Source organism: Paenibacillus sp. XY044 (genome assembly GCF_002257645.1).
Taxonomy (GTDB): Bacteria; Bacillota; Bacilli; order Paenibacillales; family Paenibacillaceae; genus Paenibacillus_AQ.
This window is the reverse complement of sequence record NZ_NQMO01000001.1, coordinates 1,612,072-1,637,310: the sequence shown is the minus strand read 5'-3', so window position 1 is coordinate 1,637,310 and position 25,239 is coordinate 1,612,072. Positions and strand designations below refer to the sequence as shown.

Sequence of the window (25,239 nt, the reverse complement as noted above, 5' to 3'; positions counted from 1 at the left end):
CACCACCAAACCGTTTTCACCCGTTTGCTTTACGAAGCTGATCGCTGCGGTATTCGCCCGGTGCCACTCCCATAATTCGTTTAAAAACACGCGTAAACGAGATGGCATGGGTATAGCCGACCCCCTCCGCGATCTCTTGTACCGAGTCATCCGTTTCCAACAACAGCCTTACCGCTTCACGCATCCGAACATGGATAAGGAAATCGACAAACCTCTGTCCGGTGTGCTCCTTGAACAATTTGCTGATATATTTGGGATTCAACTGAAAGCGGTCACCGAGCATCTCCAGGGAAAGGTTCGGGTTGGCATAGTCCTGCTCGATCAGTTTGCAGATATCCCGAATCATCGATGTATACTGCCTGCCTTCCTGATGCCGGCGCATGGATTCGAACAGACTGGACAACTCCTGCTTGATTTCAAACCGCAGCTGCTCCAGTGAACTGCCGTGCTCCAACATTTCCGTCAGCATGGGAAGTCCTTCCTGAACCCATCGCCGATAGAATTCTTTATTCATGTCCGAAAGCTCCCGGCCGACGTTGTACAGTAAATAATTCATCAGATTAAATATCTCTTCGTTGGTTAGAAGGCTGCCCTTCAACTGTCCAAACCACGCCTCGTATAGCTCTTCCCACCCGATATTCAGCATTCGGAAGGATTGAATGATCGAACGAATTTCGCCCAGATGCGCGTATACTTCGGCATTGCTTGTGCCGGCGATATCCTGGCTGCGGATCAGTCGGTTTTCCCCGAGGACGATTTTGTATTTGAGCGCTTCGACTGCGCTTTTATACGACTTGGGCAGGTCATGGATCCGGTATATCCCCTCGCCGCTTCCAATCGTAACAGTGAATTTCAAGTTTTGTTCGGTCCAGTTCAGCGTTTGCGCTGCAAAACGGGCCAAAACCTCCCCTTCTCTATCGTCTGTCTCCTCCCGCTCAAAGCAAATGACGGCTAGACTGGAAGGTGACGTCCATTCCGACCAGATACGAATATTCAGTCTCATCGCAATCTCGCCCGCCACCGTCCGCAGGGTGAATTTCAGCAAATTCTGGTCACCTGCCGTATACTTCCGGCAGAATTCTCCGTACTTGTCCATTTCAATGATAAGCAGCCTAAACCGCTCCAGTGGCTCGGGCAGATTCAGCCTGACGGCTTCCTCCCTCCACTTTTCCAGGCTTATCTCGGTTTGTCCCTCGATCAGTTGATGGAACAAATATCTTGTTCGAAGATGAAGATCTTCCTGGTATCTCTCCTGATATGTCCTGGACTGCTCCAGGATATGGTCGAATGCCGACTCAATAAAAGCGAACTCATCGGGCTTGCCTTTCCATAAACCAGCGCCGCTTACAGGCAGGGAATAGCCGCTGAAACGCTCCGCAATCCGCTCAATCGGCTTGGCGTTGCGCCGAGTCACATAGATCATCCAGATGAATCCGGCAGCGATCATAATGAGACCTACCGCAAACCACAGGTTATACAGCGCTGAAACCGCATTGACATATCCGCCGTTGATGAGACCGCTTCCATATTTCCAACCGGTGTAGCCGGAGGTATATTCCGAGAAGAGCTCGGATTTTTCTACTTTCGCTTCACTTCCGAACAAAAGTCGGCCGGAAGCATCGTTTACCTGGATAAAGCTGACCTTCGATTCATACATATCTTCCGTCAACTTGTTGAGCGAATCCACCGAGACGTTAACCACGATCATACCGAGATCATTTTTCATATATGGAGATCCACGCACCAGGCTGACCACCTGTTTGCCGCCGATCATTTTGAATTGTTCAAAGCTGCGCCCACCGGTCCACTTCGGAGTTTTCGATACTTGGTATTCCTCTATAAAAGTGTGGTCAGGATACGAGCCAATGTAGGCGTTGGTTGCGTCACTGAGCACATATCCATCCGAATTGCGCACCAGGTAAATCGAATCGATCAAAGGGTAGTAATTAATCAGTTCTTTGAGCTTCTGCACGGCCCTGATGTTGATATAAGGATCACTGCCTCCAGCTGCCCGAAAAAAATTGTTTAACGGCTCGCTGTTAATACTCTCAAGGACGATCATATTATCGATCACTTTCAGCGACGTATCCACGATCCGCATCGCCTGAAGGGAAAGCGTCTTGTTGGCATTCAGCGCCTCACTTCGACTTTGCTCGCTGAACAGTTGAAAGAAAATAAAGAAAATAAAGGTGACGACAATGATAAATACCGGCATGTAGGACAACAACAGTCGTTTAAACCATGATTTGCGCATCATAACCCCGCCTTTTTTTGTGGTCAATCTCTTTGGTATTAATGAATTATACGGCGGAGGCTGATCCCCTTTCGGTTCAGGGATAACCTTTAGAATTATTTTTGGGACGAATCATCGCAAACCGTAATTAAGCTGCTTTCGAGCGGAACTAGACCGGGCCGGAGGCGCCGGCATACCGATGATCATGAGCGAGTTCGGTTGGGATGCGGTAAGCGGACGCTTGATCGGTGAAAAATACGTTGGCATACAAAAAAGGACGGATAAGCCAGGCACCGCCCCGGCCTATCCATCCTTTTTTTTATTTAAGATAATGAGTGGCTGAGCAGCCAGGCATACAATTCTTTGTTGGCGTAAGTCTCGGTCCAGGAATTATGATTTGCGTCCGGATATACCGTAAATTTCACGTTGCCGCCGATTTCTTCCAGCGCCTTCACGATTTGTTCGGATTCCGACAGCGGAACAACATCATCCTTGGCCCCATGGAACGCCCAGATCGGGATATCTTTGATCTGCTTGGCATATTTGGGTTCCAGGCCCCCGCAAATCGGCACCACCGCAGCCCACTTACCAGGATACATAGCAGCCAAATGCCATGAACCATAGCCGCCCATACTTAACCCCGTTAAATAAACACGCTTCGGGTCTACTCGATATTGATGCTGTACATCATCCAGGAGAGCCATCAAGGCGTCTTCCTCCATCGCCCAGAAAAAATCCTCCGGACATTGGGGAGACACGGCGATAAACGGAAACGCCGGATCTTGCTCCGCGATCTTAGGAATACCGTGTACCTTGACCAGCTCCACATCATTTCCGCGTTCTCCCGCCCCGTGCAGGAAAAGGATGAGTGGCCATTCCTTTTCCGGTTCGCTTTCATAGGCTTCAGGAAGATGCAGCAAATAGTCCAGTTGAACCCGCTTCGTCATTTCTTTGTCCAGCCTCTTGACGCTTTGGCTCATGTGTTGTTCCCCACTTTCCATATATGTAGTGTCTACCCCGGTTCCCTTCATGTCCGGGCGGTGAACCCGCGCCTTCATCGTGACCGAAGTTCCCGACATCCCGACTTTCGTGAAACCGAAGCGTTCATACAGCCTCATCGCACGGTTTCTGGGGTCTACGCTTAAGGATACGGCCGGAATTCCTGCAGCATCCAGCTCTTCGAACGCCCGCTCTATGAGCCGGGTTCCGATGCCCTTTCCCCGATGTTCCGGCAGGATGGCCATACCCAGCTCCGGCGTATTCGCGTCCACGTACCCGTATCCGGGATGTTCCGCATCAAACAATCGGAGTGTGACCGAGCCCAATCGCTCACCTTTATCAGAGACAGCTATAAAAGCCATATCTCCCGCCCTTCCAAAGCCGTCCAAGTACTTCGATATTTCAGGCCGCGAAAGGATATCGCGCGATAAAGGGGGCTCCCCTTCCGGCGTATACATGGAAGCGTACAGCATCTCCCACAAAAACGGGATATCCGCCGCTTCCGCCGGCCGGATATGGAATGCTTCCGACAATCTCATCACCTCCCGGAGTTTTGGAATTAGCGTAAATTTTATCGTTTTACCTTCCAAGTCCAACATATCAGATCGCCGAATGGCTGGTCAATTGTGGAAATGTATCCGCTTCAAAAGATGCTTGAAATTCCAAATAAATGAACTATAATGAACAATATAGAACTAATTCAAACCATTATGAACCTTTGGAGGTACGAACATGGAAATTAGATACGCATCTCATCCCCAAGAAGTGAAAGCGTTTGATACTGCGCGCCTGCGTCAGGAATTTTTGATCGAATCGATGTTTGTGGAAGATCAGCTCACACTCTACTACACGCATGTCGACCGATTCATCGTCGGCGGCGCAGTTCCTGTGAACCAAAGCGTCAAGCTGGAAGCTGACCCAAAAACGATGGGGGCCGATACGTTTCTTGAGCGCCGCGAAATCGGCATCATCAATGTCGGTGGACCGGGCACGATCAGTGTCGACGGTACGGATTATTCCCTCGATTCGAAGGACTGCCTCTACGTGGGTCTCGGAGCCAAGGAAGTGGTATTCAGCAGCAGCGACAAAGCGAATCCGGCTAAGTACTATTTGAACTCCACACCTGCCCACAAGGCCTACCCGACGGTTAAGGCGGCTATCAGTGAAGCTTCGCCTAACAACCTTGGCAGCCTGACCAATTCCAACGAACGAACCATCTACCGTTACATCCATACCGGTGGAATACAAAGCTGCCAGTTGGTGATGGGCATGACGCTTTTGAAGCCGGGCAGCATGTGGAACACGATGCCGTGCCATACGCATAATCGCCGCTCCGAGGTTTACTTCTACTTTGACATGCCGGAAGACGGCAATGTCTTCCACTTCATGGGGGAACCGCAGGAAACTCGGCACCTTGTCGTCCGGAACGAACAGGGCATCATCTCCCCAAGCTGGTCTATCCATAGCGGCGTCGGAACGAACAGCTACACCTTCATTTGGGGCATGGCCGGCGAGAACCAGATCTTTGAAGATATGGACCCTGTCGGCATGGATGAATTAAAATAAGAGAAAACTCGAACGAATGGATGAATAAACAATGAACCCTTTACGCCGCTATGAAAACATCATGGAACTGCTCCTGGCCAAACAGGAGGTGACGGTTGCCGAACTGAGTGAACGGCTGAACGTTACCGGCAAGACGATCCGCGAGGATCTGGCCAAGCTGGAGGACAAAGGACTGCTTCAGCGGGTACATGGCGGAGCGATTCTGGCGCAAAGCGACCAGCTCGGCATTCTGTCCACGAAAGAACCGCTGGCCCGCCACGCTCAGGAGAAGGAAGAAATTGCCCGCCTGGCCCTTTCGCGGATCGAACCGAATGATGTCATCGCCCTGGACGGCGGCAGCACGACGCTCGAAATCGCCAAAGCGCTGGACAATCAGCCGCTGACCGTCGTCACCAATGATGTCCACATCATATCGGAACTTGCCCGCAAGGATGCCATCCGGCTTGTTGTCCCCGGAGGCTATCGCGTGCGGAACATGCTGGCGGGGCCGGAAGCGGTCACCTATGTTCGGCGGCTGAATATTCATAAGGCGTTTTTGTCGGCAACAGGCTTGCATCCTGAAGACGGGCTAACGATCTATACCGGAGAGCTACTGGACATCAAACGGGCGCTACTCGAAACCGCGCGTACCTGCTACGCCGTGGCGGACCATCACAAATTCGGACAAAGCGCCCTCTTGACGTTTGCGAAGTTGAACGAAGTTGAAGCGATCCTGACCGACTCGGGGTGCAGCCCCGAATTCGCTGACACCATTCGCCAAGCCGGCGCCCGTCTCGAAGTGGCCGAAGCGCATTGAAGCATCCAACCCATCCCATTCAAAGGACTGATATACCATGTTTGATTTGACGGGTAAAATCGCCCTGGTCACCGGCACGTCCGGGGGCCTGGGACAAGGCATGGCCGTTGGCCTGGCGGAAGCCGGCGCCTCGGTCGTATGCATCTCTTCGACCAACAGCGACCGGACAGTCGAAGCGATCCGCAAGCTGGGCGGGAAGGCTGAGCAAATTTCCGCCGACTTAAGTGACACGAGCGCTTTGGATCAGGTGTTCGCGCAGGCGCTAGGCTTTTTCGGCGGCATCGATATTCTGGTGAACAACGCCGGCATCATCCGCCGGACTCCGGCAGTGGACCATGCTCGCCAGGATTGGAACGACGTGATCAATTTGAATCTGAACTCGGTGTTCTTCCTCAGCCAGCTCGCCGGACGCCACATGCTCGAGCGCGGCAGCGGCAAAATCATCAATATTGCGTCCATGCTCTCCTTTCAAGGAGGCATTAATGTGCCAGGCTACACAGCCACCAAGCATGCGGTTGCCGGGATTACCAAAGCGCTTGCCAACGAGTGGGCTGGTAAAGGCATCCAGATCAACGCCATTGCCCCTGGGTATATGGAAACGAACAATACGGCTCCGATCCGTTCGGACGAGCAGCGGCTGCAATCGATTACCGACCGGATTCCGGCAGGCCGCTGGGGCACGCCCGAAGATTTGAAGGGTCCCGTCGTATTCCTCGCTTCCCAGGCATCCGATTATGTCAACGGCCACGTGCTGTGCGTCGACGGGGGCTGGCTCGCCAGATAACGTCGTATTCAAAAAAAGCTGCCATTTCAGAAAGGGTTCCGGGGACTGACCCCCGTTCCCTTCTCCTGAAATGCGCAGCTTTTTTTCTTGCTGAGTCCCCTGCTTGAACAGCATGGCATGCTGAATTATGCCTTTTCCGAGGTTCCAGCCAAGGGAGCGCCGCTGGCCTTCAATTTCATCAAAGGTGCGAGCACGGCAACACCAAGCAGAATGAATACTCCCGCCAGAACAAACACCGTCACTAGCGATAACGTATTCTTCAAGACACCCGACAGCGTCATCGAGATCACCATCGAACCGGTAAACAACGGGCTCAAAATGCCGTTGACCCTTCCGATATACGCCTCTTCCGTATTTTTCATCATCAGCGTGTTGATGCCGATATTGATGCAAGGAAATACCAAGCCGCTAACAAACTGCAGCCCAAGCGTTAATCCGTAATGGGTGGAGACGCCCATGCCGATTACGGTCAAACCGACGACAGCCATACTAAAGGCAAGCAGCTTCTGCGGCGATAATTTGCTGCCGAGCCCCATGGCGATCCCTCCCCCGATAATCATGGCCACCCCATTGATCAGGGACATCCACTGCAAATCGGCTTCCGATCTGCCGAGACGCTCCGTGATCAGAAAGATGCCAAGCGGTTGAATCAAACCAAATCCAAGACCAACGGCGAAAAAACCGCCTCCCAGTTTGCGCAGGATGGGCCTCGAGCGGATGTACCGGAACCCTGCCTTGATATCTTCGAGAACCTGTGACTTTCCCCTCTCCCCTTCGTCCTTCCGGTCCCTCGGAAGGAATGCCAGCGATGCCGCCGACAACAGAAAGGCCACGCCCATGATGCCGATCGCCGTTTCGATGCCGTATCGTTGATAAACGAACATGCCGACGACGGGACCTAAGATCATAAATACCGCAAACAGCGTTTGATAAGCCGACATGCCCTTTTGCAATAATTGCTCAGGAACGTGCAGCTTGAAAAGCTTTAACCCCGCAGGCTGGGAAAATTGGGACAAGATCGACGAGACGAAGGTCGCAAAAAAGACCACTTTCCAGGATCCATATGCCATCGCGAGCAGGATCACGAGGATCGACAAAGCGCTGAGCAGATCACAGCTTACCATCGTCCGTTTAGGCCGCCAGCGGTCGGCAAATGTCCCTCCAATAAACGAGAAGACGAAAATCGGCGCGTATTCGGCGACCGAAATGAGCGAAACGGCAAAGGCGTCGTCATGCGTCATTTTTTTAACATACAGCAGGATCGCAATATTTCGGACCCAGATGCCGATTTGCAGAAATAAAGTGGACATCAAAATCACTTGCACGAATCTGCTGCTCAGCAGCGATGGAGATGAAGAGGCTGGTTTGGCGGACATCACTTTCTTCCTTTCGAATGGGAATGGTGCTTTCGAAATCGTTATAACTGAATTTTAGCGATATAAACTTGATCGTAACATTGTTTTGTAGTTAGTCAGAAAATGTGATTTTTAGCGATTTTTTAGAAATTTTGATCTCAACCGATGAATTTCCCTTCTCCTTTCTTTCGACACCTCGTTCAATAAGGAGTTCTCTTTATCGACAAATACAACTTTTCCCTCTGAAATCCCTTGTTGTTCCTAGAATGCATCAATAATGTAACATAACATTGTTTTGTTGTAAATGATAAACATTTCATTGAAATTCTGATCCCCCCAATGATTAGCTCGATGCCTGGCGCAGATATATATTAATCACAAACAAAAAGCGATCTGCCGCAGGTCAATCCCCGCAGCAAATCGCTCTTTGGCTTTCATTCACAGTTTTCGTCCGGAACTGTACTTTTAAGATCAATCCAATCAGCCCAAGTAAGGGGTCACCAATGCCCTTACCCGGTCAATGCCGTCCCACATATCGCCAGGACCGTCATAGACGATCGTAATCGGTCCTTCGTACCGATGTTCTTTTACTCGCTCCATGCATGAAATAAATTCAGCATCATCCAGGTTGCCCTGATCGTCCTGCTGCGCTTTGGCGTGGATGGATTCGCTTCGCGCGATGGTCCGGGACAATTCCTGCAGCTTGTTCTCGCCTTTAAAATTACCGAAGTCCGACGTCAATCCAAGATCGGCGCCGCACGCATCCAGCAGTGCCAGGCAGTTATCCGCCGTGGAGGTCATCGCATGAAAATTCTCCGTTACGATGCGGACCTGTTTATCCGCCGCGTAATCGATCAGCCGCTGCAGCTGGCTGGCGGCCAGCCGGAGTGCTTCGGCATCACCGGGATCGGCATCCCCGCCGATAACCCGGATCCGCTCTGCGCCTGCGGCGGACGCGATATCGATCCAGCCCTGCAGCCACTGCATATCTGCCTCACGGCGCGTTTCGTCCGGATTTGTAATGTCGCCGTAATCGGCAAGCAGGGTATAAAAGCGCATCCCCGCCTGCTGAATCGCCTCACGAAGCTCCTGAAGATAGGCGACGCTCGTGTCCTTGAAATGAAAGTGGCAAATTTCCATCGTAGTGAAGCCCTTCTCTTTCAGCACAGCCGGAAGTTCAAGCAACGAGAGCTGCTCCGGCTGCTCCTCCACCCGGGTGACATGTTCCTTCCGCTCATCATCCCACTGCGTCCAGCGTAGCGGTCCCAGATTACGGTGCAGGCTCCACGTCGTCAGCGATAAATTTGGCATCCAATCCCCACACTTTCCTGTAGTTGCTGCCCGTATTATGTTACCGATTTAATAGTCCAAGAAGTCCTCTCAGCCCACAAGGATTCGGGCAGTTCAATCGCTTTCCCTGATGCGGTATGTAGATTCCACCCCATCTTGAAAACGATTGCATCTCCCCCTATACTGTAACTTCCGTTTACCGTTGTCAATACAGGCTCGCGACATTTTAAAAATAGGGATTAGTTCACTCAGGTCGCGTCATGAAAAATGACGCCAAGCGTATATCGAATACCGGTCTGCACAGTGCTTACCCCATGACGCAGCGTCGTTCGGTAATAGCCTCTTGTCCCTTGAACCGGCCGGTAGTTCGTTGGAAAGATCAGCCCTTCTCCTCGTTCGAGCGTGATCACATGCCCCCTGCTCTGCGCCCGAGGACGCTGCTCCACCAGCAGAAACTCCCCGCCGGCGTAATCCTGCTGCCTTTGATTCAGGGCAAACACGACCTGAAATGGAAAATACGCTTCGCCGTACAAATCCTGATGCAAGCAATTGTAGCCTCCGGCTTCGTACTTCAGGATAAGCGGTGTAGGCCGCAGCTGGCCTTGCCGGTGGCAATGTTCCAAAAATTCGTCAAGCGATGCCGGATACCCCGCTTCCATGCCGAGCTGTTCATGCCAACGGTCGGCGGCCTTGGCAAGCTCCGGATACAGATCTTCCCTGAGCTGCTGGATCACCGCAGGCAGCGGGCGGTCATAGTATTTGTATTCCCCGCTGCCGAAGCGGTACCGGGCCATCGATATCGTGCTGCGGAACAGCTCGTCGCTTGCGTAGGTTCCAATCAACTCATCGCATTCGTCTGGTGTCAGAATGGCCGGCAGCTTGGCGTACCCTTGATCGTCCAGCGTACTCCGAAGAGCCTCCCAGTCTACCACCTGGATTCGTTCCCGGATACTAGTTGGCATGACGCGGTCTCCCAACCGGAATGGACTGCCTCGTTTCGAGCGCAAGCAGCCTATCCTTCATGTCCAGACCGCCACGGTATCCTGTAAGTGCCCCGTTCTTCCCGATGACGCGGTGGCAGGGTACCATGATCAGCACCGGATTGGCTCCAATCGCCGCACCCACCGCACGCACCGCAGCCGGCCGCCCAATCTGGTTGGCGATCTCGGAATAGGTTGTGGTCTGCCCATACGGAATGGAGCAGAGGGCCTGCCACACCTCCCGCTGAAATGGGGTCCCCCGTTCGTCCAAAGGAATCGTAAACTCTTCTCTTCTTCCCTGAAGATATTCGGAAATTTCATTCATGTATGGGCGCATCGTCTTGTCATCATGAACCCACTCATGGTTCGGATAACGCTGTGCCGCCCACGCCTCTAGTTCATCAAAAGATCCGTCATGGGAACCGACGTACGCAAGCCCTTGCGACGTGGCGGCCGCATAAAGGCTCCAGCCGTCTCCATCGAGCCTGTCCCAATACAGGGTTGCGAAGTCATTTTTGCTTGCCTTGATCATGTTCATATTCATGGATATGCACCTCCAAAGCAGCGCCATGCTGCCGTATTTGCCGGAATTCGATCGGCGTCTGGCCTGTTATTTTTTTGAACAGCGTAATAAAATAAGGGACGTTCGGAATCCCGACTCCCGCGGCAATCTCCGTGATGGATTCATCCGTTTGGGTCAGGAGCCGAATAGCTTCCTGTATCCTTTTGCGCTGGATATATTCAACCGGGCTGATTCCCTGAACTCGCTTAAAGGTCCGCTGCAGATGAAAAGGGCTGCCGTGACAGACATCGGCCAAATGTTCCAAAGACAGCTTTTCCCGAAAATGGTGGTCGATATAGTCGGTGATTTGGATCACCCATTCCTGATCAGGAAGCTTCTCGCCGGTCGGCTTACACCGCTTGCACGGCCGGAAGCGAGCTGCCAGCGCTTCATCTGCATGTTGAAAGATCTGCACGTTTTCCTTGTTGGGCGGTCTGGATTTGCAGGAAGGCCGGCAAAAAATTCCCGTCGTGCTGACCCCGTAAAAGAAACGGAAATCATATGCCGCATCGTTGGAAACTATCGCCTGCCACTTTTCCTCTGGAATTTCCTCGTTCTTCCGCCGCTTTATCTCCGTCTGGTCTGCATCCCTGCCCATCCATTGATTCCTCATCTGCCTCACCTCCACCCCCAGTATACCCTTCTTTGGGCTGCTTGGAATGGACTTTGGAATGTAAAAGCAAGATAACGAAATGAAAATGCACCGATTTCGGTATACACTGGTAACGTAAGCAAGATGCAAAGGAGGACCTCCTATGTCTACTCAATGCCGACAAGAAACGATGCATTCGGTTTGGGACGCTCCCTATTTTACGGGCGTGACAACGATGAACATCTACTGTACCCCGTGGTGCAGCGGTCATCCCAAACCTGAAAATACGATCCGCTTCCATACCAGGGAAGAAGCCGAACTTGCGGGGTACCGCCCATGCAGAAAGTGCTGCGCCACCCTTCCGCGCGGCTCCTGGGAAGACCATAAACACGAGATCAAGCTATTCATCCCGGATGAATTCGATTTCGAGGAAAACGTTAAATATTTGCTGCGCTCTTCCAATGAGTGCCTGCACCGGATCCACAATAACCGGATTTACAAAGCGCTGTCCGTCGCTGACGAGACACCGGTTATCGAAATCCGAGCCGGAGACTGCCGGGAACTGGTGATCCGTTTTCTCGGCGAAACGGCACCCTCCCGCAAATGGGTGCGTGCCGAGGTCGCCCGTTATGTACGGGAATGGTTCGATTTGGACAGAGATATCGCTCCCTTTTACCGTTTGGCTGAAACCGATCCCCTTTTGAATGGGCCCGTTGAATCCTTTCGCGGTTTGCGGACCGTCGGCATCCCTGATTTGTTCGAAGCTGTCACTTGGGGAATCCTTGGGCAGCAAATCAACCTGACCTATGCTTACACGCTCAAAAGGCGTCTGGTGGAGAACTTCGGAAGGAATGTTGAATGTGAGGGAGAAACGTACTGGATTTATCCGACACCGGAAAAAATCGCGGCATGTTCGGCGGGGGACCTTGCTGTACTCCGGATGACGGTCAAAAAATGCGAATATCTCATGGATACCGCAAAGCGGATCGCCTCCGACGAGCTCAGCAAGTTGGGGCTGCTTCAATCTGGAAGTCATCAGGCTGCAGAAAAGATGCTTACGGACATCCGGGGGATCGGCCCTTGGACTGCAAACTATGTATCCATGCGGTGCCTCCGGTTTCCGTCGGCGTTTCCGATCGACGATGTCGGACTGCATAATGCCATTAAGCATATGATGGGAAGAGACAGCAAGCCGTCCAAAACGGAAATCCGGCAACTGTCCGCCAGCTGGTCGGGGTGGGAGTCTTACGCCACCTTTTACCTGTGGAGAGTGTTGTACTAAGGCGATCGTCAACATAAATCGCGGATTCGCAGCGCTGCTTCACGGATTACGCGTGCCATGTTCGCGGTCATCGCCTGGTCGGCTTGATCGAAACTGACATATTGGTAACCATCTACCTCCGGTTTTGGCTTGCCGCTATATCGATCGATAAACATTGAGGTGCATGCCATTTCTTCTACCGGGGGGAGTGGGTCCGCTTCCCATAAGAATAGGTGCAGGTTTTTGGCACGGTTATATGGAAAAATGCCAAAATCCTTGATTTGATCTGGATGGATGTTGAGTCCGGTTTCTTCAAGGACCTCCCGGCACGCGGTCTGCGCCGGTGTCTCCCCTTCCTCCGGCATTCCTTTTGGCAAATCGTAAAATTTGTTGCCGGTGGAATGGCCGGCGAGGAACACTTTTCGGTTGGTGATGATGACTCCGACGGATATTACAGGCATATCAACATGTCCCCTTCTCTTGGTGTTTGGAGCCGATATCGGTTATTTGGGCTTACAATAACTACAATAACTCAAAATGAAGATTCGCTGAATTTGCAGCGATCACTGGCATTATAGTTTGTTCAAGATAGCCCATTTCCAGCACCGCAACAACGCGCTCGTCCTTATGGACACCGAAACGCTGGGCAGAAATTCGATCATATATCCAATCGTTCATAGTCATCCGGACATGGAGCTTGCTCTCCTGTGCGAGCAGGTAAAAATTTTGCATGAGGCATGACGCTGCCGCGAAATCTTCTTCCCTTTTATGAGGATCGCGGTCTTCTTTGATCACCAGGATCAAATAAGCCGGTGCTTGTTCCTGCATTCCGGACATGATGCCCGTGTTGCCGGAACCAATGAATATAAAACGCCAAGGCTCCCGCAGTCCATCGTTCGGAGCCCACACGGCCACATTTAATAGATCCAGGATATGACTTTCACGAACAGGTTGATCACTGTAGTTCAATGAGTGTACTGTATTGGATACGCCCGTCATGTTCACTGATCCGCCTCCTTAACTCGATAGGATGGTCCATTTCTTTTCTGCACGCGTCCTGGCTCTGGCTTTTGGCACTTTGTCGAAATATCCGAGGTGTAAAATGCCTACCAGTTTCTCTGTCGGTTTCATTCGTAACAGAATGAATAACTCCCGGCTCTGCATCATCGGCTCCGTGTCCCACAGCGCACCAAGCTGCCGCTCCCATGCGAGTAACTGGAAGTTTTGCATTATCCCGCAAACCGCGGCAACATTCATGTCATTTTTCTTCCTGTCCCCATCGGTAGAGGCAATGACGGCGAGATGGCCAGGTATTTCGGTTACCCGTTTCCGGACAAAGTCCCGAACTTTCTCCGGCAGCCATTTGACCAGTTTGTTCTGCACCAAGGGCTCGAGCATACAAGCAGCGAGCCGTTCCCTGGAATCCGCCGTTCCTACATACACACAGCGGTAACATGCAGCCGCTCCTCCTAATGGATACAACCCCTGCGCTTCCCGCAACAATTCCAACACAAGTTCCTGATCCACTTCAGGCGAAGCTTTAAACCTGCGAATGCTTCTGCGTTCTTGGATTATCTTCGCCCATTTCATTCGCCGATCCCTCCAGCCATCGCCCGATCCGAATCACCAGACCGGCCCGATTCATCGGGTATACCGTGAACATTCATCGCCCCGCCGATGAGAATGATATCATAATCCATCGAAATGACCTCTCTTCCGAAAATCCGCGCATGAGGATCCAGCAGCAGTTCTCAACCTCTGTTAGGCCATGAATGGAAACTTGAGTAATCAAAATATGATGTTAACGATACAGGTCAGTCAAGTCTCCGAACAACCGCTTTATAAACTCAAGCTCGGTTTCGCTGTATTTATTCAAAAATTGTTCCATTCGCTGCATTTCTTTGTTATGAAGCTCTTCATGAATGGCAAAAAGCCTTTTCCCGGCCGTCGTCAGGCGGAAATACACTTCTTTTTTGTTATCGTTCAACTGGGTTTTGCGAACCCAGCCTGCCTTCAGCAACTTATGGGTAATCTTTGAAGTATTCCCTTTGCTTAAATTCATTTTGTCGGCAATGGACGTAACATTTATCGGTTCCTGATCGCCAATGCACGCGATGGTGTGCAGCTCCGTCATATTCAGGGTAGATTCCGTACCAATCATTTTATGGAGTTCTTCAAGAAAATCGCCGGCCATTCGGGCCTCGTATTGCTCTTTTTGCTGAAGGAATTGAATGAAATGATCATGAATGGACGCTTTTATCATTTGGTTCGTCGTCATGTTATACAAACTCCTCGACTCATCGTTTTTTATCATTATAACCAATAATTAGTTTCATGAGAAACAATATGAGTTTGAGGAAGGAACACTACTCTAACAATAGTAGTGGTAGTCTCTAATATTAAGCGTATTCCCCTCCTTTCGACTCGCATTAAAGTTTCCTTAGAATAAATAAATCAATCTTAATATAAACCTTATATTGATTAAACTCCAATTTTATTTATTCATATGAAACAATATTATTGTATAAATTATTCTGGCTCCTGTCAATTCATGTTCATACCGCCTTTGCTGCAGAATCCGTTATCCGGTTTGGGATGGATCGTCGTATGTTGTTGAGCAGTTTCACTTCATAAAGCGGTACACACTTACATGGATGTTAGTACCTGTACCAAAAGTGCGTACTTACAGCACGGCTGCGTGTTCTTTATACTCATAACGAAGTGGTATAAGAGAAGGAGGATCAATCCGTTGAAAACCTTTGTAATCGTAACGCATCCAAACATAGAAACGTCCGTCATCAATAAACGTTGGGTCGAAGAACTCCTTAAATACCCCGAAAAATATACGGTCCATGAATTGTATAAGACTTATCCTGACGGAAACATTGATGTAGAAAAAGAACAGCAGTTGGTGGAATCGCATGACCGTCTCGTTTTGCAGTTTCCGATTCAATGGTTCAACTGCCCGCCTCTCCTTAAACAATGGCTGGACGAAGTATTGGCTTACGGCTGGGCCTACGGCTCGAACGGAGGCGACAAATTAAAGAGCCGTAAAGTCGCGCTCGGCGTTTCTGCAGGGATCAAAAAAGCGGATTACAGCGAAACGGGCAGATACCGGTATACGCTGGAACAATTATTGGCTCCATTTGAAACGACCTTCCGGTATTGCAATGCGGATTATCGCCCGGTTTTTGCATTCTATGGTACGGAAAGCGAGCCGGGTGAAAATGTGCCGGGCGCCGAGCCAGAGATGCCGGTAAACCAATTGGAACAAAGCGCGCTGAACTATTTGAAATTTATCGATTCCCTCTAAATCGGCAATGGATATTGGCATGAAAAAGAAGTATTTCCCTAACAGGGAAATACTTCTTCAGATAAGCCAAAGGCAGCATGCCTATCGCTGAACAGCCTCCACAGCGGGAGCATAGTTGTTCTCCCCCCACTCGCACATCAGATTCAGCACGGGAATTAGCGAGAGGCCTCGTTCGGATAACGAGTATTCGACCTTCGGAGGGACTTGGGGAAATTCTTTGCGTACGACAATGCCGTCCGCCTCCATTTCTTTTAACATGAGGCTTAGGGTTTTAAAAGAAATGGTTCCGATACTTCGCTGGAGTTCATTGAAACGCATCACTTGATGTTCGGACAACCAATACATGATGATCATTTTGTATTTGCCGCCGATTAAAGACAACGTATATCCAAATCCGGTATCTTTGAGCTTTACACCGCCCGGCACACAGGTTTCCCGCACAGGAAGCACTCTCCTTTCGCCAAGTTGATCTGTCTAAATTATAAATCTTTTATCATTCAGAGCAAATGTATGACTCGGTTAGCAGTTAGCTGCGGCGTACCCGGCAGGGGATTACCTACACATTTCTTCCATATGCCTCAATCTGCGTCAATGCCGGAAATGGCGTCTCATCGCCTTTGATCAACCGTTTGAGAACCAGCCATTCGACTGTACGTGGAGAGATATCAAAATATTGGACGCTGCGGATTTTCTCAGTTTGAAACTTCTCCTCGGAGCCGTCGGAAAAAGCGATCGTCACTTCTTTCCACCAGCTGTCATGAGGAAAATCGCCCCGCAACACGAGGCCCAGCCGGTCAAGCTCCACCTTTCGCCCGAAATCCAGCGTCAGTTCGGCATCCGCCTGCTGGTTGATTCCCCAGGATTGATACGGATATGAACCGTGGCTGCAATTGGCATAGACGCCGTCGATCGCGTTGCGCGCGAAGAAGGTTGGATCGTTTCGGGTCTCCACATTGGCATGAGCATGCGGGAATGCGCTCGAATCTTGCTTTTGGTCATGGGGGTTCAAGGCCAGATTTCGGTATTGATTAACTTCGCTCTCCGTCGCATATCGGGCAGTGACATAATGTCTCGATCCGGTAAAAGCGTTTTCAGGATAGGCTCGTTTGTACGCTAGCGGAATCTCGTATTCCCATACGGTTCCCTTTACATAAATCAAAGACGGATTGAGCGTTTCATCCATCTGAACCACGATATACGAATCAGGCTGCTTCGTCGTGACTTTGAACCTGTCGCCCTCGGCGTACTCCACACGCTGGCAGGCCAGATACGTAAACCCTTCTTCTTCCCGTTCCATCAAATGGACATGTGTGGTTTGCGAATCGCTGTACTCTTCCGCCCTCACTTCATGTTGATGATTCAGTAACTCGATTTTGATTGTCGGCATAATCCTTCTCTCCCATTCATGACATCATATGAACCTAATTGGATTGAAATAAACTAATAAGAACATTATATATCGGTTCAAATGAACACTAAAGGGATTTTTTTATCGTCAACCCCGTTTTACTTCAGTTTCATTGGTTCATTGGCGATCGTGATGGGACCTTTAACTGGCTCGAACCTCTTCCCCGTTTATTTGTGCCAAAACGTCCCCATCAATAGCATCTTTTGTTATACTAAAATTGCATTAAATCTATATTTAATGCAATTTATCTTTAAATCGATCAGGTGGGTGTCAAGCTGATGAAATATACGGAAGTTTTTGATCCATATGAACGTGAAATGAAACTGTTTATTTCCTATATGAAGGATCGTGAGTATTCGCAAGAGACGCAGAATGCTTACGCGCATGATCTCAAGCATTTTTTGACGTCACTGGACGGCAAAGCCATTACGGAGGTTTCGGATATTGATGTCATGTACTTTCTGACCTGTGTCCGTGAAAGCGGCGCCGGCGCCCGATACCGTAACCGATGTCAGTCGGCCATCCGCCTCTTCTATAAAGTCATGATTCGCTTCAAGTTAACGGAGCATAATCCGGCCATGAATATTGAAAAAGCAAAGGTGGAGAAGAAAAAACAACCCGTATTTCTTCAAAAACAATTTCTCGATGCATGCCTGGGACTGGTCGAAGGAAGATATATGATTCGGGACGTTTCCATCGTTGCCCTAATGGCTTATGCGGGTTTCCGTGTCAGTGAGATCGTGAAGTTAAACATATCGGACTTCGATCAGGTGGCGTCAAAAATCGGCGTGCTCGGAAAAGGCGGGAAATGGCGGTACATCCCCCTCCCTGCAGAAATGAATCACCTGCTTCAAACCTGTCTGAATGAGCGGATCCATCCCCGGAATGCCAAGGAAACGGCATTTTTTATTTCCCAATTCCGGCGCCGTATCAGTAAACGAATGGTCCAGAGTGTGGCGGAAAAGACTTTTCATGCCCTCATCGAAACATATCCGCATTTATCAGGAAGCCAGCTGTCCGCCCATAAGCTGAGGCATTCCTTCGCTACGGATCTGCTGCACAATGGTACCGATCTGCGTACCGTTCAAGAGCTGCTTGGCCATGAGGATATTTCCACGACCCAAATCTATACCCACGTCCTGGATGAGGCCAAAGCGCGTGCAATGAACAATATCCGGCCGGCCATTCCCGGGGAATTGTTGAATGGACAAGCCTAAACGGCGGCAGGCTTCATTCGGCGGAACGCAAAAAACTCCCGAATGATCGACCTGAACCGTTCAGGTCTTCTCATTGGGAGGATGTAGGAAAATCGCAAAATTTCAAAGCGATCAGGTCGCCGGATTCCAACTATTCAGCTTAGCGCCGCCAAGCAGTTGTCTTTGCATCCACTGATTCGAGACAAGCGCATCTCCGTCCGCCTGCAGCTGATGATACAGCCGAAGACGAAGTTCATTCAGGATATCGACATGCTCCGCCTCGCTGACTACGTTCTTCAGTTCGCCAGGATCCGCATGCAGATGATACAACTCATCGATATCCGTTGGATTCCAGATATATTTCCAATGCTCGGTCCGGATCATGCGCTGCGTGTACAGACCGAACTGCTGACCATTGTAAGTGGCAACGACAGCATCCCGCCACGGCTCAGTCAGCGGCCCTCCGGCAAGCAGCGGCACCAGCGATCTCCCCTGCAGATGGCCGGGGTCACAAGCATCAAGTCCCAGGATGGACAGTAGGGTCGGAGGCAGATCCAGAAAATTATAAACAAAGTCGCCGCAGATCTGACCGGCATCCCGCACGCCGGACCAGCGAATGATGAGCGGCACCCGGACCACATCGTCATATAAAATATAGTGCTTATCCATCATGCCGTGCGAGCCGCACATGTCGCCATGGTCGGCGGTGAAGATGACCATCGTATTCTCAGCGGAACCTGTTCGGTCCAGCGCTTTCAGCACTCTTCCAATGGCATCGTCAAGCTGGCTGATCAATCCGTAGTAACGGGCGACAATGGGCGCCCAGTCATCCCATGTAAAATGCTCGACGCCCCAGCTGAGCTGCTGCTGCCACTGGATATACGGTTTGCCTGCCAACGTATCCCGGTACCCCTCCCATTCCGGGATGTCAGCCGGATCATACATATCGGCAAACGGCCCGGATGGTCTGCACGGCAGGTGCGGTTCATAGAAATGCAGCGCCATGTGCCAAGGCTCACCTTGGGATTGAAGGCGTGAGATTTCTTCGATTGCACGGTCTGCAAACCAATGCGTCTGTGCGTCTTCCAGCGGAATGGGATTTCTCTCACCGAAGTATCCGTTTGTAAAATGCACATCCGGATACTTCATCTTCACAAATTCGTCGTACTCTCGTTCACCGAGATAGGAATGATATCCGTAAGCCGTCGCATCATGGTCGGGACTCACGCCCCATTTGCCCAAGTAGGCACATGTATACCCGTTCTCCGCGAGCGTCCTTGTCCACGTATAGGCGTCAGGCCGAAGCGACGCAACGGGGAGCGCGCCGCTGTAGTTCCACAAGGCTCCGAACGTTTCCGGGCGGCGGCCATTCAGAAGCGACTGCCTGGCCGGGCAGCAGACCGGCAGGACCGAGTAGGCATGCGAGAAAGCCGCTCCACCTGCAGCGAGACGGTCCAAATGCGGCGTGCGGACAGGAAGCTTACGACTATAACCCACACAGTCATACCGAAGCTGATCCGCGGTGATCAGCAGCACATTTGTCGGCCGCTTATGCATGTACGCCGCTCCTGAACTCGCTCGGTGAGCAGCCGGCATGCCGCACGAACAGCCTGCTGAAGAACGACGGATCGTCATAGCCGACACTGGCGGCCACGGCGATCACCTTCTCATCCGACTCGATGAGCATCCGCTTGGCCCGCTCAATCCGGATCTCGTGGAGGACGTCGAACACGCTCTTCTCGAATTCCTCCTGCATGATGCGGTTAAGCTGGCGCGTGCTTACGTTAAATAAATCGGAAAGGGATTGGAGGGTAATTTTTTTATCGAAGCTGCGCTCCAAATATCCATAAATCCGGCGGGCTGTCATCACCCGGTCAAGCTGGCGCGGTGAAGCATAACTTTTACGGCTGTGCATGAGCGCGTAATATCGTGAGAGCAGTACCAGCAGCTCCACCAGTTGAAGCTTGATCACCGTCGTATGCCCCAGAACGCGCGCTCCGAGTTCCCTTATCATGCTGTCCAGCAGCGTAAGGACGGAAGCCGCTTCCTGTCCGAGCAGGTTTAAATGATGATTGAATCTGACGTCATGCTTTAGGAAAGGATGTACGTAGAAGTAATCCATCGAAGTTGTAATCTCCAGTTCCCTGAGCAGCGCATCCGAAATGAAGGACGGCATGAACAGGCAGTTGATGATTTCCATCTTCTCGCCATGTTCCACCGTATAAGCATGCGTCTCACCCGGATTTATAATAAACACGTCCCCAGCGCGGATGTCATAACGCGTTCCTTGAAAAATATGACTCCCTTTTCCCTTCACAACGTAGACGAGCTCTACGAATTCATGTCCATGCTCGGCAAGCGATCCTTGTTCAGTCCGCGTAATCCAGAACGGGAATTCGTCCTTCATGTATCCCCGGCTATTGAGAATTTCCTGCATGCAGCAGCACCTCCTTCTGACCGCTAGCCATTAATGGCGGACGAAGCTGCCTGATCAAACCGCTCTCGCCGCGGATCCCGCTGCCATTCTTCCCAGCTCATGCCGGAAGCCGCCAGAATCTGTTCGATCCTCTTCCGGAATGGCAGCCCAGCCTCGGCAAGCTGACGCATCATCGGGTCCTCGCGTCCGTCGAGCTTGCTGCTGACCCATTCGCCCATCTCCTGTTCGAATTGGTCGGCGAGATCCGGAAGTCGATCGGCCAGATTGTCTTTTTCCGCCGGATCGTTGATCAGATCATACAATTCCCTTGGCGGACGGGTAAACGGTCCCGAATCATACGTACGAATGAACTTGTACCTCGGTGTCCGAATGGCTCTGGCCGCCTGCCAGGCGCATTCGCTTAAGAATACTTTTTCCGCCGTTCCCTCTGCTTCCCCTTGGATTGCCGGCCATAAACTTCTGCCGTCCAGGCCAACAGGATCCGCCAACGTGGCAAGGTCAATATTTGACGGGAGCTCGTGGCGGACGGACTCCAGAATGGTCGGCAGCAGGTCTACTTGCTGGACTAGTCCCTGCACCCTCCTTCCGGAAGGAATTCTGCCTGGCCAACGCATGATCAGAGGAACATGGACGGTGGGTTCGTACAGTCCACAGTGGTCCCAGTAAATGTCGTGCTCCGTCAGGCTTTCCCCATGATCCCCGAAAAGAATCAGCAGCGTGTCCTCGGCAATGCCCAATTGTTCCAGATGGTCGTCCAGCTCTTTCAGCCGGTCGTCCAAATAGCGGATTTCGGCGTCATAGAGCGCATCATAGTAAGCACTGTCCGTTACCGGGCCGACCAGATCGTAGTGATGGTGTTTAAAGAACGGATATGCCGAATGATTATACGCCCCCTCCATACTGCGGTTGTCCGGATCATAGGGATCGCGGCCGCTGTCGTAAAATTCGGGAACATAGGATGCCGGCGGGAGATAAGGCGTATGGGCATCCCAGTAATGGAGGAACAGAAAAAAGTTCTCTTCCCGGTGCGCTTCAATCCACGGTAATGCCAACTCGTTGACGGTCTCGCCGTCGATCCAGCGGTTGCCGCCGACGCTGTTCGTGTAATAGCGGTAGCCTCTGGCAAACCATTCTTTCAATTGATACAAATTGTCTACCGCCGAAGTTGTGAATCCCGCGCTTCTCAGCATCGTCGGCAGCCACGGCACCGACTTCGGCAGGTGCGTCAGCTCTGAGCCATGCGATACAACACCCGTCGTAAGTCCGATTTTGCCGGTAAAAATCCCGGTATGCGCCACCTCGGTCGGGATATCCGCGGCGTACGCCCGTTCGAAGAGAACGCCCTGCTCGGCGATCCGGTCCATGTGCGGACTCGTCGGCTTGGCGTAGCCATACCCGCTCAACCGGGAAGCGCGAAGCGTATCCAGCGAAATCAAAATGATCTTCATCCGTTCTTTGTCCTCCTAAGGAGCTGCTTTTTTAAGCGGCGCTCTGTGATTCAACCAGGATAGAATCAAATCGCTATTGTGCTGAAGCGAATGGCTTGAAGTGCAAATCGTAATATCGGGTTCGGAAGGGATGTCGTAAGGATCGGATATTCCGGTGAAGTGCTTCACCTCTCCGCGCCTTGCTTTTGCATACAAGCCCTTCACGTCACGCCGCTCACATTCCTCCAAAGGACAATTGACATACACTTCGACGAAACCCGGAATTTCCTTTCTGGCGTAGTCTCTCATTTCATTATATGGCGTAATGGCGGATACGAGCACATGGACCCCATTGCGGGCAAGAAGCCTGGATACGTAGGCGATTCTTTTGATGTTCTCTAACCGTTCCTCACGGCTGAACCCGAGGCCCTTACAAATCGTTTCCCGCAGTTCGTCGCCATCCAGCAGCTCAACGCGATATCCCTGCTGCAGCAGTTCATTCGCCACATAACGGGCCGTCGTCGTTTTGCCGGCCCCCGAAAGGCCGGTAAACCATAACACCGTTCCTTTCTCTTCCTGCCTTATGTCCATCCTTAAGTACCTCCTGCTTATGGGCTGGTCGGCACCTCTACGGGTATTCCGCCGGACTCATGCGATCGTATGGCCGCTTCGATAATTTCCTGAGCCGCGAGCGCATCGGAGCCGGAAGCCTCGATGTCTTCGGGGGAAACTCCCCCTTTGATCTGTTCGATGAACCGGTTAATCCGGTGCTTGAACGTGTCGTCAAAACCCTGCATCCCGCCAAACAATGGATTACGCAGCACCGTGAGCTCATCCGATTGGTGGGGGTAATACGTCATGCTCTCATAGACGTTGTCGATGACGATCCGGCCCTTGGTGCCGGCCGCTTCGCAGAACTCGATCGGGTGACGCATGGAGGCGTCGTAACTGCCGGTAAGATGACCGACGGCTCCCGAAACGAACTCCATGTTGACGGAAACGGTCGACCAAGAACTCCTTCCAGGCGCCTTGGTCATGAAAGCCTGCACCCGCTTCACGTCGCCGGCAAAGTAACGCATGACGTCGATAGAATGCGGATGCAGAGCGCGCATATGCAGCCATGGGGTATCCTCCTGCGAATTCGAAATCGTAAGCCGCATGTTCATATACAGCATGGAACCAAGATTACCTTGCGTGATGAGTTCCTTGGCCTTGTACGCGGCAGGCGTAAAGCGGTGATTCAGATTGCAGGCGAGCCTGACGCCTCTTTCCCGCGCTAAAGCCACCATGCTGCGGGCCTCTTCGATCCGGTTCGATATTGGTTTCTCGACGAGCACGTCTTTTCCTGCTTCCATTGCGATAACCGCAGGTTCAAAATGATGGCTCCCTTTCTCGATGCCCGCCGTCGCCACCGCTACAATATCCACGGACTCTGCGGCGAGGAGTTCACGCAGATCCGTATAGAAAGGAACACCGTGCTCGAGTCCCGCCGCCTTCGCGCGGTCCGGCATAAGGTCACATACGGCGACAAGCTCTGTATCCGGGTGCTGCTTATAAGCGCGGCAGTGAATTTTGCCGATGTTGTTCACACCGACGACCGCTACCTTAATCATCGGGATTCCGCCTTTTCTTTCGCCTGCAGCGAACGCGCCTTTTTGATCGATCCGATGTGAAGGGAATCATACACTTCCTTGGACGAGGCGAATTTCTTCCCTGTTCCATGCCAATTCAAATTGGTATAGATCGGATTTACCCTTTGGGTCTCCTGCTCTCTCCTGGCAATGTGGTCTTCCATCCGTTTCGTAAGCAGCGCAACGACCTCCGGCTCCTGCTCCGCGACATTATGGTTTTCTTCCGGATCAAGGATCAGATTATAGAGCTCTACCTCGGGTTTGAAATGGAAGTCCGGTTCGAGCGCCCGAATCAGCTTCCATTCCGGTGTGCGCCAGCCATGCTTGCGCATCCAGGTGCACTCGGTGATATAAAATTCGCTGATCCGGTTTCGCTCCTCGCCTGCGATCGTCTTTTGCAGACTGCGTCCGTCGAACTTTGTCTCCATCGTAATGCCGAGCAGATCAAGAACCGTCGGCATCACGTCTGAAATGACGGTAACGTCGGATACCCGCTTACCGGCAGGTACGCGTCCAGGAAACTTGATGATTAGCGGAACGACCAACGTGCAGTCGTACATCCCATGATGGTCGAAATAGCAGTCGTGCTCATACAGCGTCTCTCCGTGATCGGCGGTGATGATCACAAGCGTTTCATCCTCCAGGCCCATAGCACTGAGCTTGGCAAAGATGGTTTGGATGCATGCGTCCATATAGGCGACAGCCCCGTCATACTGCGCGGTGACGTATTCCTGGTCGGTGACGCCTTCCGGAATCCATGATTTCAAAAAGTCGGCAAACGGTTTGAACGCGTAGACCGGTTCCATGGAGCGGTTGCCGGGATCCTTTTCGTCACTGCCGTAGAACATTCGTTCATACGGCGCGGGCGGCAAGTAAGGAGAATGAGGATCCATGTGCCGCAAAAAGAGGAAGAACGGTTTGTTTTCCGCAGCCAAACGTTCCAGCTCCGGTACGGCCACTTCGTTCAGATTTTGCGCTTTGGGCGTTCTTCCCGTCTCATCGGGCTGCCAAGCCTCGTAATCCAGATACGTCTCGAATCCGCGCGAGGACGGGTTGCCGGTGAAACCGATGCATGTCGTGTTATAACCTTGATCGCCCAGCGTTTCGGCCAAAGTCTGCACATGATCGCCTAATGGGCCTTCATGGCGGAGCGCCACGACGTCCGTTCCGAATACGTCCATCCCTGTCAGCATAGACGCATAGGCCGGAGTGGTCGGAATGCTGGGACTGAAATGTTTCTCGAACAGGACGCCTTCCTCTGCGATCCGGTCGATATATGGGGTCGTCAGCTTATCGTAACCATATGAGCTCATATGATCGCGCCGAAGGCTGTCTATGCCGAAGATGATCACGTTTGGCTTACGTTTAGGCTCGTTCTTGCGCTTGCGGTTGCTCATGTCGATGGGGTC

25 protein-coding genes are annotated in these 25,239 nt (G+C 51.7%); 6 read left to right on the top strand and 19 right to left on the bottom strand.

Annotated elements, in window-relative coordinates; translation table 11 throughout:
• Positions 1–16 precede the first annotated feature (16 nt).
• Both CJP46_RS07500 and CJP46_RS37370 read right to left on the bottom strand, forming a co-directional pair.
• Positions 17–2,257 carry an AraC family transcriptional regulator gene (locus tag CJP46_RS07500; protein WP_256992230.1) on the bottom strand — a complete coding sequence of 747 codons (2,241 nt, stop codon included), beginning with the start codon at positions 2,255–2,257 and terminating at the stop codon, positions 17–19.
• Positions 2,258–2,556: 299 nt separating this feature from the next.
• Complete coding sequence (locus tag CJP46_RS37370; RefSeq protein WP_306431033.1) at positions 2,557–3,765, bottom strand: GNAT family N-acetyltransferase; 1,209 nt, start codon at positions 3,763–3,765, stop codon at positions 2,557–2,559.
• Positions 3,766–3,964: 199 nt separating this feature from the next.
• Between CJP46_RS37370 and kduI the strand changes: the two genes are divergently transcribed.
• From kduI to kduD, 3 genes are read left to right on the top strand one after another with little or no spacing between them, the layout of a single operon-like run.
• Positions 3,965–4,798, top strand: a complete 834-nt coding sequence (gene kduI / locus CJP46_RS07485; RefSeq protein WP_094594916.1) for a 5-dehydro-4-deoxy-D-glucuronate isomerase — start codon at positions 3,965–3,967, stop codon at positions 4,796–4,798.
• Between the two features lie 31 nt (positions 4,799–4,829).
• Positions 4,830–5,594 carry a DeoR/GlpR family DNA-binding transcription regulator gene (locus CJP46_RS07480; protein ID WP_094594915.1) on the top strand — a complete coding sequence of 255 codons (765 nt, stop codon included), beginning with the start codon at positions 4,830–4,832 and terminating at the stop codon, positions 5,592–5,594.
• A 37-nt stretch (positions 5,595–5,631) separates the two neighbouring features.
• Entirely contained in the window at positions 5,632–6,378 is a 747-nt protein-coding gene (gene kduD / locus CJP46_RS07475; RefSeq protein ID WP_094594914.1) for a 2-dehydro-3-deoxy-D-gluconate 5-dehydrogenase KduD, read from the top strand.
• Between the two features lie 125 nt (positions 6,379–6,503).
• On the opposite strand, the gene CJP46_RS07470 is transcribed toward kduD, so the two are convergent.
• From CJP46_RS07470 to CJP46_RS07450, 5 genes are all read right to left on the bottom strand, one after another.
• Positions 6,504–7,754, bottom strand: a complete 1,251-nt coding sequence (locus CJP46_RS07470) for an MFS transporter (RefSeq protein WP_094594913.1) — start codon at positions 7,752–7,754, stop codon at positions 6,504–6,506.
• Between the two features lie 459 nt (positions 7,755–8,213).
• The gene (locus tag CJP46_RS07465) at positions 8,214–9,044 is read right to left on the bottom strand and encodes a sugar phosphate isomerase/epimerase family protein (protein ID WP_094594912.1); all 831 of its coding nucleotides are present in this window, start codon (positions 9,042–9,044) and stop codon (positions 8,214–8,216) included.
• A 227-nt stretch (positions 9,045–9,271) separates the two neighbouring features.
• A complete protein-coding gene (locus CJP46_RS07460; RefSeq protein WP_094594911.1) occupies positions 9,272–9,985 on the bottom strand; it encodes a 2OG-Fe(II) oxygenase in 714 nt (237 codons plus the stop codon).
• On the bottom strand, positions 9,975–10,547 hold the full coding sequence (locus CJP46_RS07455) for a methylated-DNA--[protein]-cysteine S-methyltransferase (RefSeq protein WP_256992229.1): 573 nt from the start codon (positions 10,545–10,547) through the stop codon (positions 9,975–9,977). Before CJP46_RS07455 ends, CJP46_RS07460 begins: the two co-directional genes overlap by 11 nt.
• On the bottom strand, positions 10,513–11,163 hold the full coding sequence (locus tag CJP46_RS07450; RefSeq protein WP_094595115.1) for a bifunctional transcriptional activator/DNA repair enzyme AdaA: 651 nt from the start codon (positions 11,161–11,163) through the stop codon (positions 10,513–10,515). Before CJP46_RS07450 ends, CJP46_RS07455 begins: the two co-directional genes overlap by 35 nt.
• Positions 11,164–11,320: 157 nt before the next feature.
• Between CJP46_RS07450 and CJP46_RS07445 the strand changes: the two genes are divergently transcribed.
• A complete protein-coding gene (locus CJP46_RS07445) occupies positions 11,321–12,439 on the top strand; it encodes an Ada metal-binding domain-containing protein (RefSeq protein ID WP_256992228.1) in 1,119 nt (372 codons plus the stop codon).
• Between the two features lie 8 nt (positions 12,440–12,447).
• On the opposite strand, the gene CJP46_RS07440 is transcribed toward CJP46_RS07445, so the two are convergent.
• From CJP46_RS07440 to CJP46_RS07425, 4 genes are all read right to left on the bottom strand, one after another.
• On the bottom strand, positions 12,448–12,879 hold the full coding sequence (locus CJP46_RS07440; RefSeq protein WP_094594909.1) for an NUDIX hydrolase: 432 nt from the start codon (positions 12,877–12,879) through the stop codon (positions 12,448–12,450).
• A gap of 61 nt (positions 12,880–12,940) precedes the next feature.
• Positions 12,941–13,417 (bottom strand): nitroreductase family protein, encoded by a 477-nt coding sequence (locus CJP46_RS07435; protein WP_256992257.1) that lies wholly within the window; start codon positions 13,415–13,417, stop codon positions 12,941–12,943.
• Positions 13,418–13,435: 18 nt separating this feature from the next.
• On the bottom strand, positions 13,436–14,008 hold the full coding sequence (locus tag CJP46_RS07430) for a nitroreductase family protein (protein ID WP_094594907.1): 573 nt from the start codon (positions 14,006–14,008) through the stop codon (positions 13,436–13,438).
• A 211-nt stretch (positions 14,009–14,219) separates the two neighbouring features.
• Positions 14,220–14,696, bottom strand: a complete 477-nt coding sequence (locus CJP46_RS07425) for a MarR family transcriptional regulator (protein WP_256992227.1) — start codon at positions 14,694–14,696, stop codon at positions 14,220–14,222.
• A 471-nt stretch (positions 14,697–15,167) separates the two neighbouring features.
• Here CJP46_RS07425 and CJP46_RS07420 point away from each other — a divergent pair, with 471 nt between their 5' ends.
• A complete protein-coding gene (locus tag CJP46_RS07420; RefSeq protein ID WP_094594906.1) occupies positions 15,168–15,731 on the top strand; it encodes an NAD(P)H-dependent oxidoreductase in 564 nt (187 codons plus the stop codon).
• Between the two features lie 81 nt (positions 15,732–15,812).
• Here the strand turns inward: CJP46_RS07420 and CJP46_RS07415 are convergent, their stop codons facing one another.
• On the bottom strand, positions 15,813–16,172 hold the full coding sequence (locus CJP46_RS07415; protein WP_094594905.1) for a winged helix-turn-helix transcriptional regulator: 360 nt from the start codon (positions 16,170–16,172) through the stop codon (positions 15,813–15,815).
• A gap of 115 nt (positions 16,173–16,287) precedes the next feature.
• On the bottom strand, positions 16,288–17,118 hold the full coding sequence (locus tag CJP46_RS07410) for a hypothetical protein (RefSeq protein WP_094594904.1): 831 nt from the start codon (positions 17,116–17,118) through the stop codon (positions 16,288–16,290).
• A 299-nt stretch (positions 17,119–17,417) separates the two neighbouring features.
• Between CJP46_RS07410 and CJP46_RS07405 the strand changes: the two genes are divergently transcribed.
• A complete protein-coding gene (locus CJP46_RS07405; protein WP_094594903.1) occupies positions 17,418–18,356 on the top strand; it encodes a tyrosine-type recombinase/integrase in 939 nt (312 codons plus the stop codon).
• Between the two features lie 111 nt (positions 18,357–18,467).
• On the opposite strand, the gene CJP46_RS07400 is transcribed toward CJP46_RS07405, so the two are convergent.
• The 6 genes from CJP46_RS07400 to CJP46_RS07375 are packed head-to-tail and all read right to left on the bottom strand — an operon-like array spanning position 18,468 to position 25,227.
• Entirely contained in the window at positions 18,468–19,892 is a 1,425-nt protein-coding gene (locus CJP46_RS07400) for a sulfatase family protein (RefSeq protein ID WP_179281062.1), read from the bottom strand.
• Positions 19,885–20,772 (bottom strand): AraC family transcriptional regulator, encoded by an 888-nt coding sequence (locus CJP46_RS07395; RefSeq protein ID WP_094594901.1) that lies wholly within the window; start codon positions 20,770–20,772, stop codon positions 19,885–19,887. The genes CJP46_RS07400 and CJP46_RS07395 overlap by 8 nt, the downstream gene beginning before the upstream one ends.
• 23 nt (positions 20,773–20,795) lie before the next feature.
• Positions 20,796–22,220, bottom strand: coding sequence for a sulfatase family protein (locus tag CJP46_RS07390; protein WP_094594900.1), 1,425 nt, complete (start codon positions 22,218–22,220; stop codon positions 20,796–20,798).
• Positions 22,221–22,235: 15 nt separating this feature from the next.
• A complete protein-coding gene (gene cysC, locus CJP46_RS07385; RefSeq protein WP_094594899.1) occupies positions 22,236–22,790 on the bottom strand; it encodes an adenylyl-sulfate kinase in 555 nt (184 codons plus the stop codon).
• 17 nt (positions 22,791–22,807) lie between these two features.
• The gene (locus tag CJP46_RS07380) at positions 22,808–23,812 is read right to left on the bottom strand and encodes a Gfo/Idh/MocA family protein (protein WP_094594898.1); all 1,005 of its coding nucleotides are present in this window, start codon (positions 23,810–23,812) and stop codon (positions 22,808–22,810) included.
• Positions 23,809–25,227: a sulfatase family protein gene (locus CJP46_RS07375; RefSeq protein ID WP_094594897.1), complete on the bottom strand. Its 1,419-nt coding sequence runs from the start codon at positions 25,225–25,227 to the stop codon at positions 23,809–23,811. The genes CJP46_RS07380 and CJP46_RS07375 overlap by 4 nt, the downstream gene beginning before the upstream one ends.
• Positions 25,228–25,239: the final 12 nt, after the last annotated feature.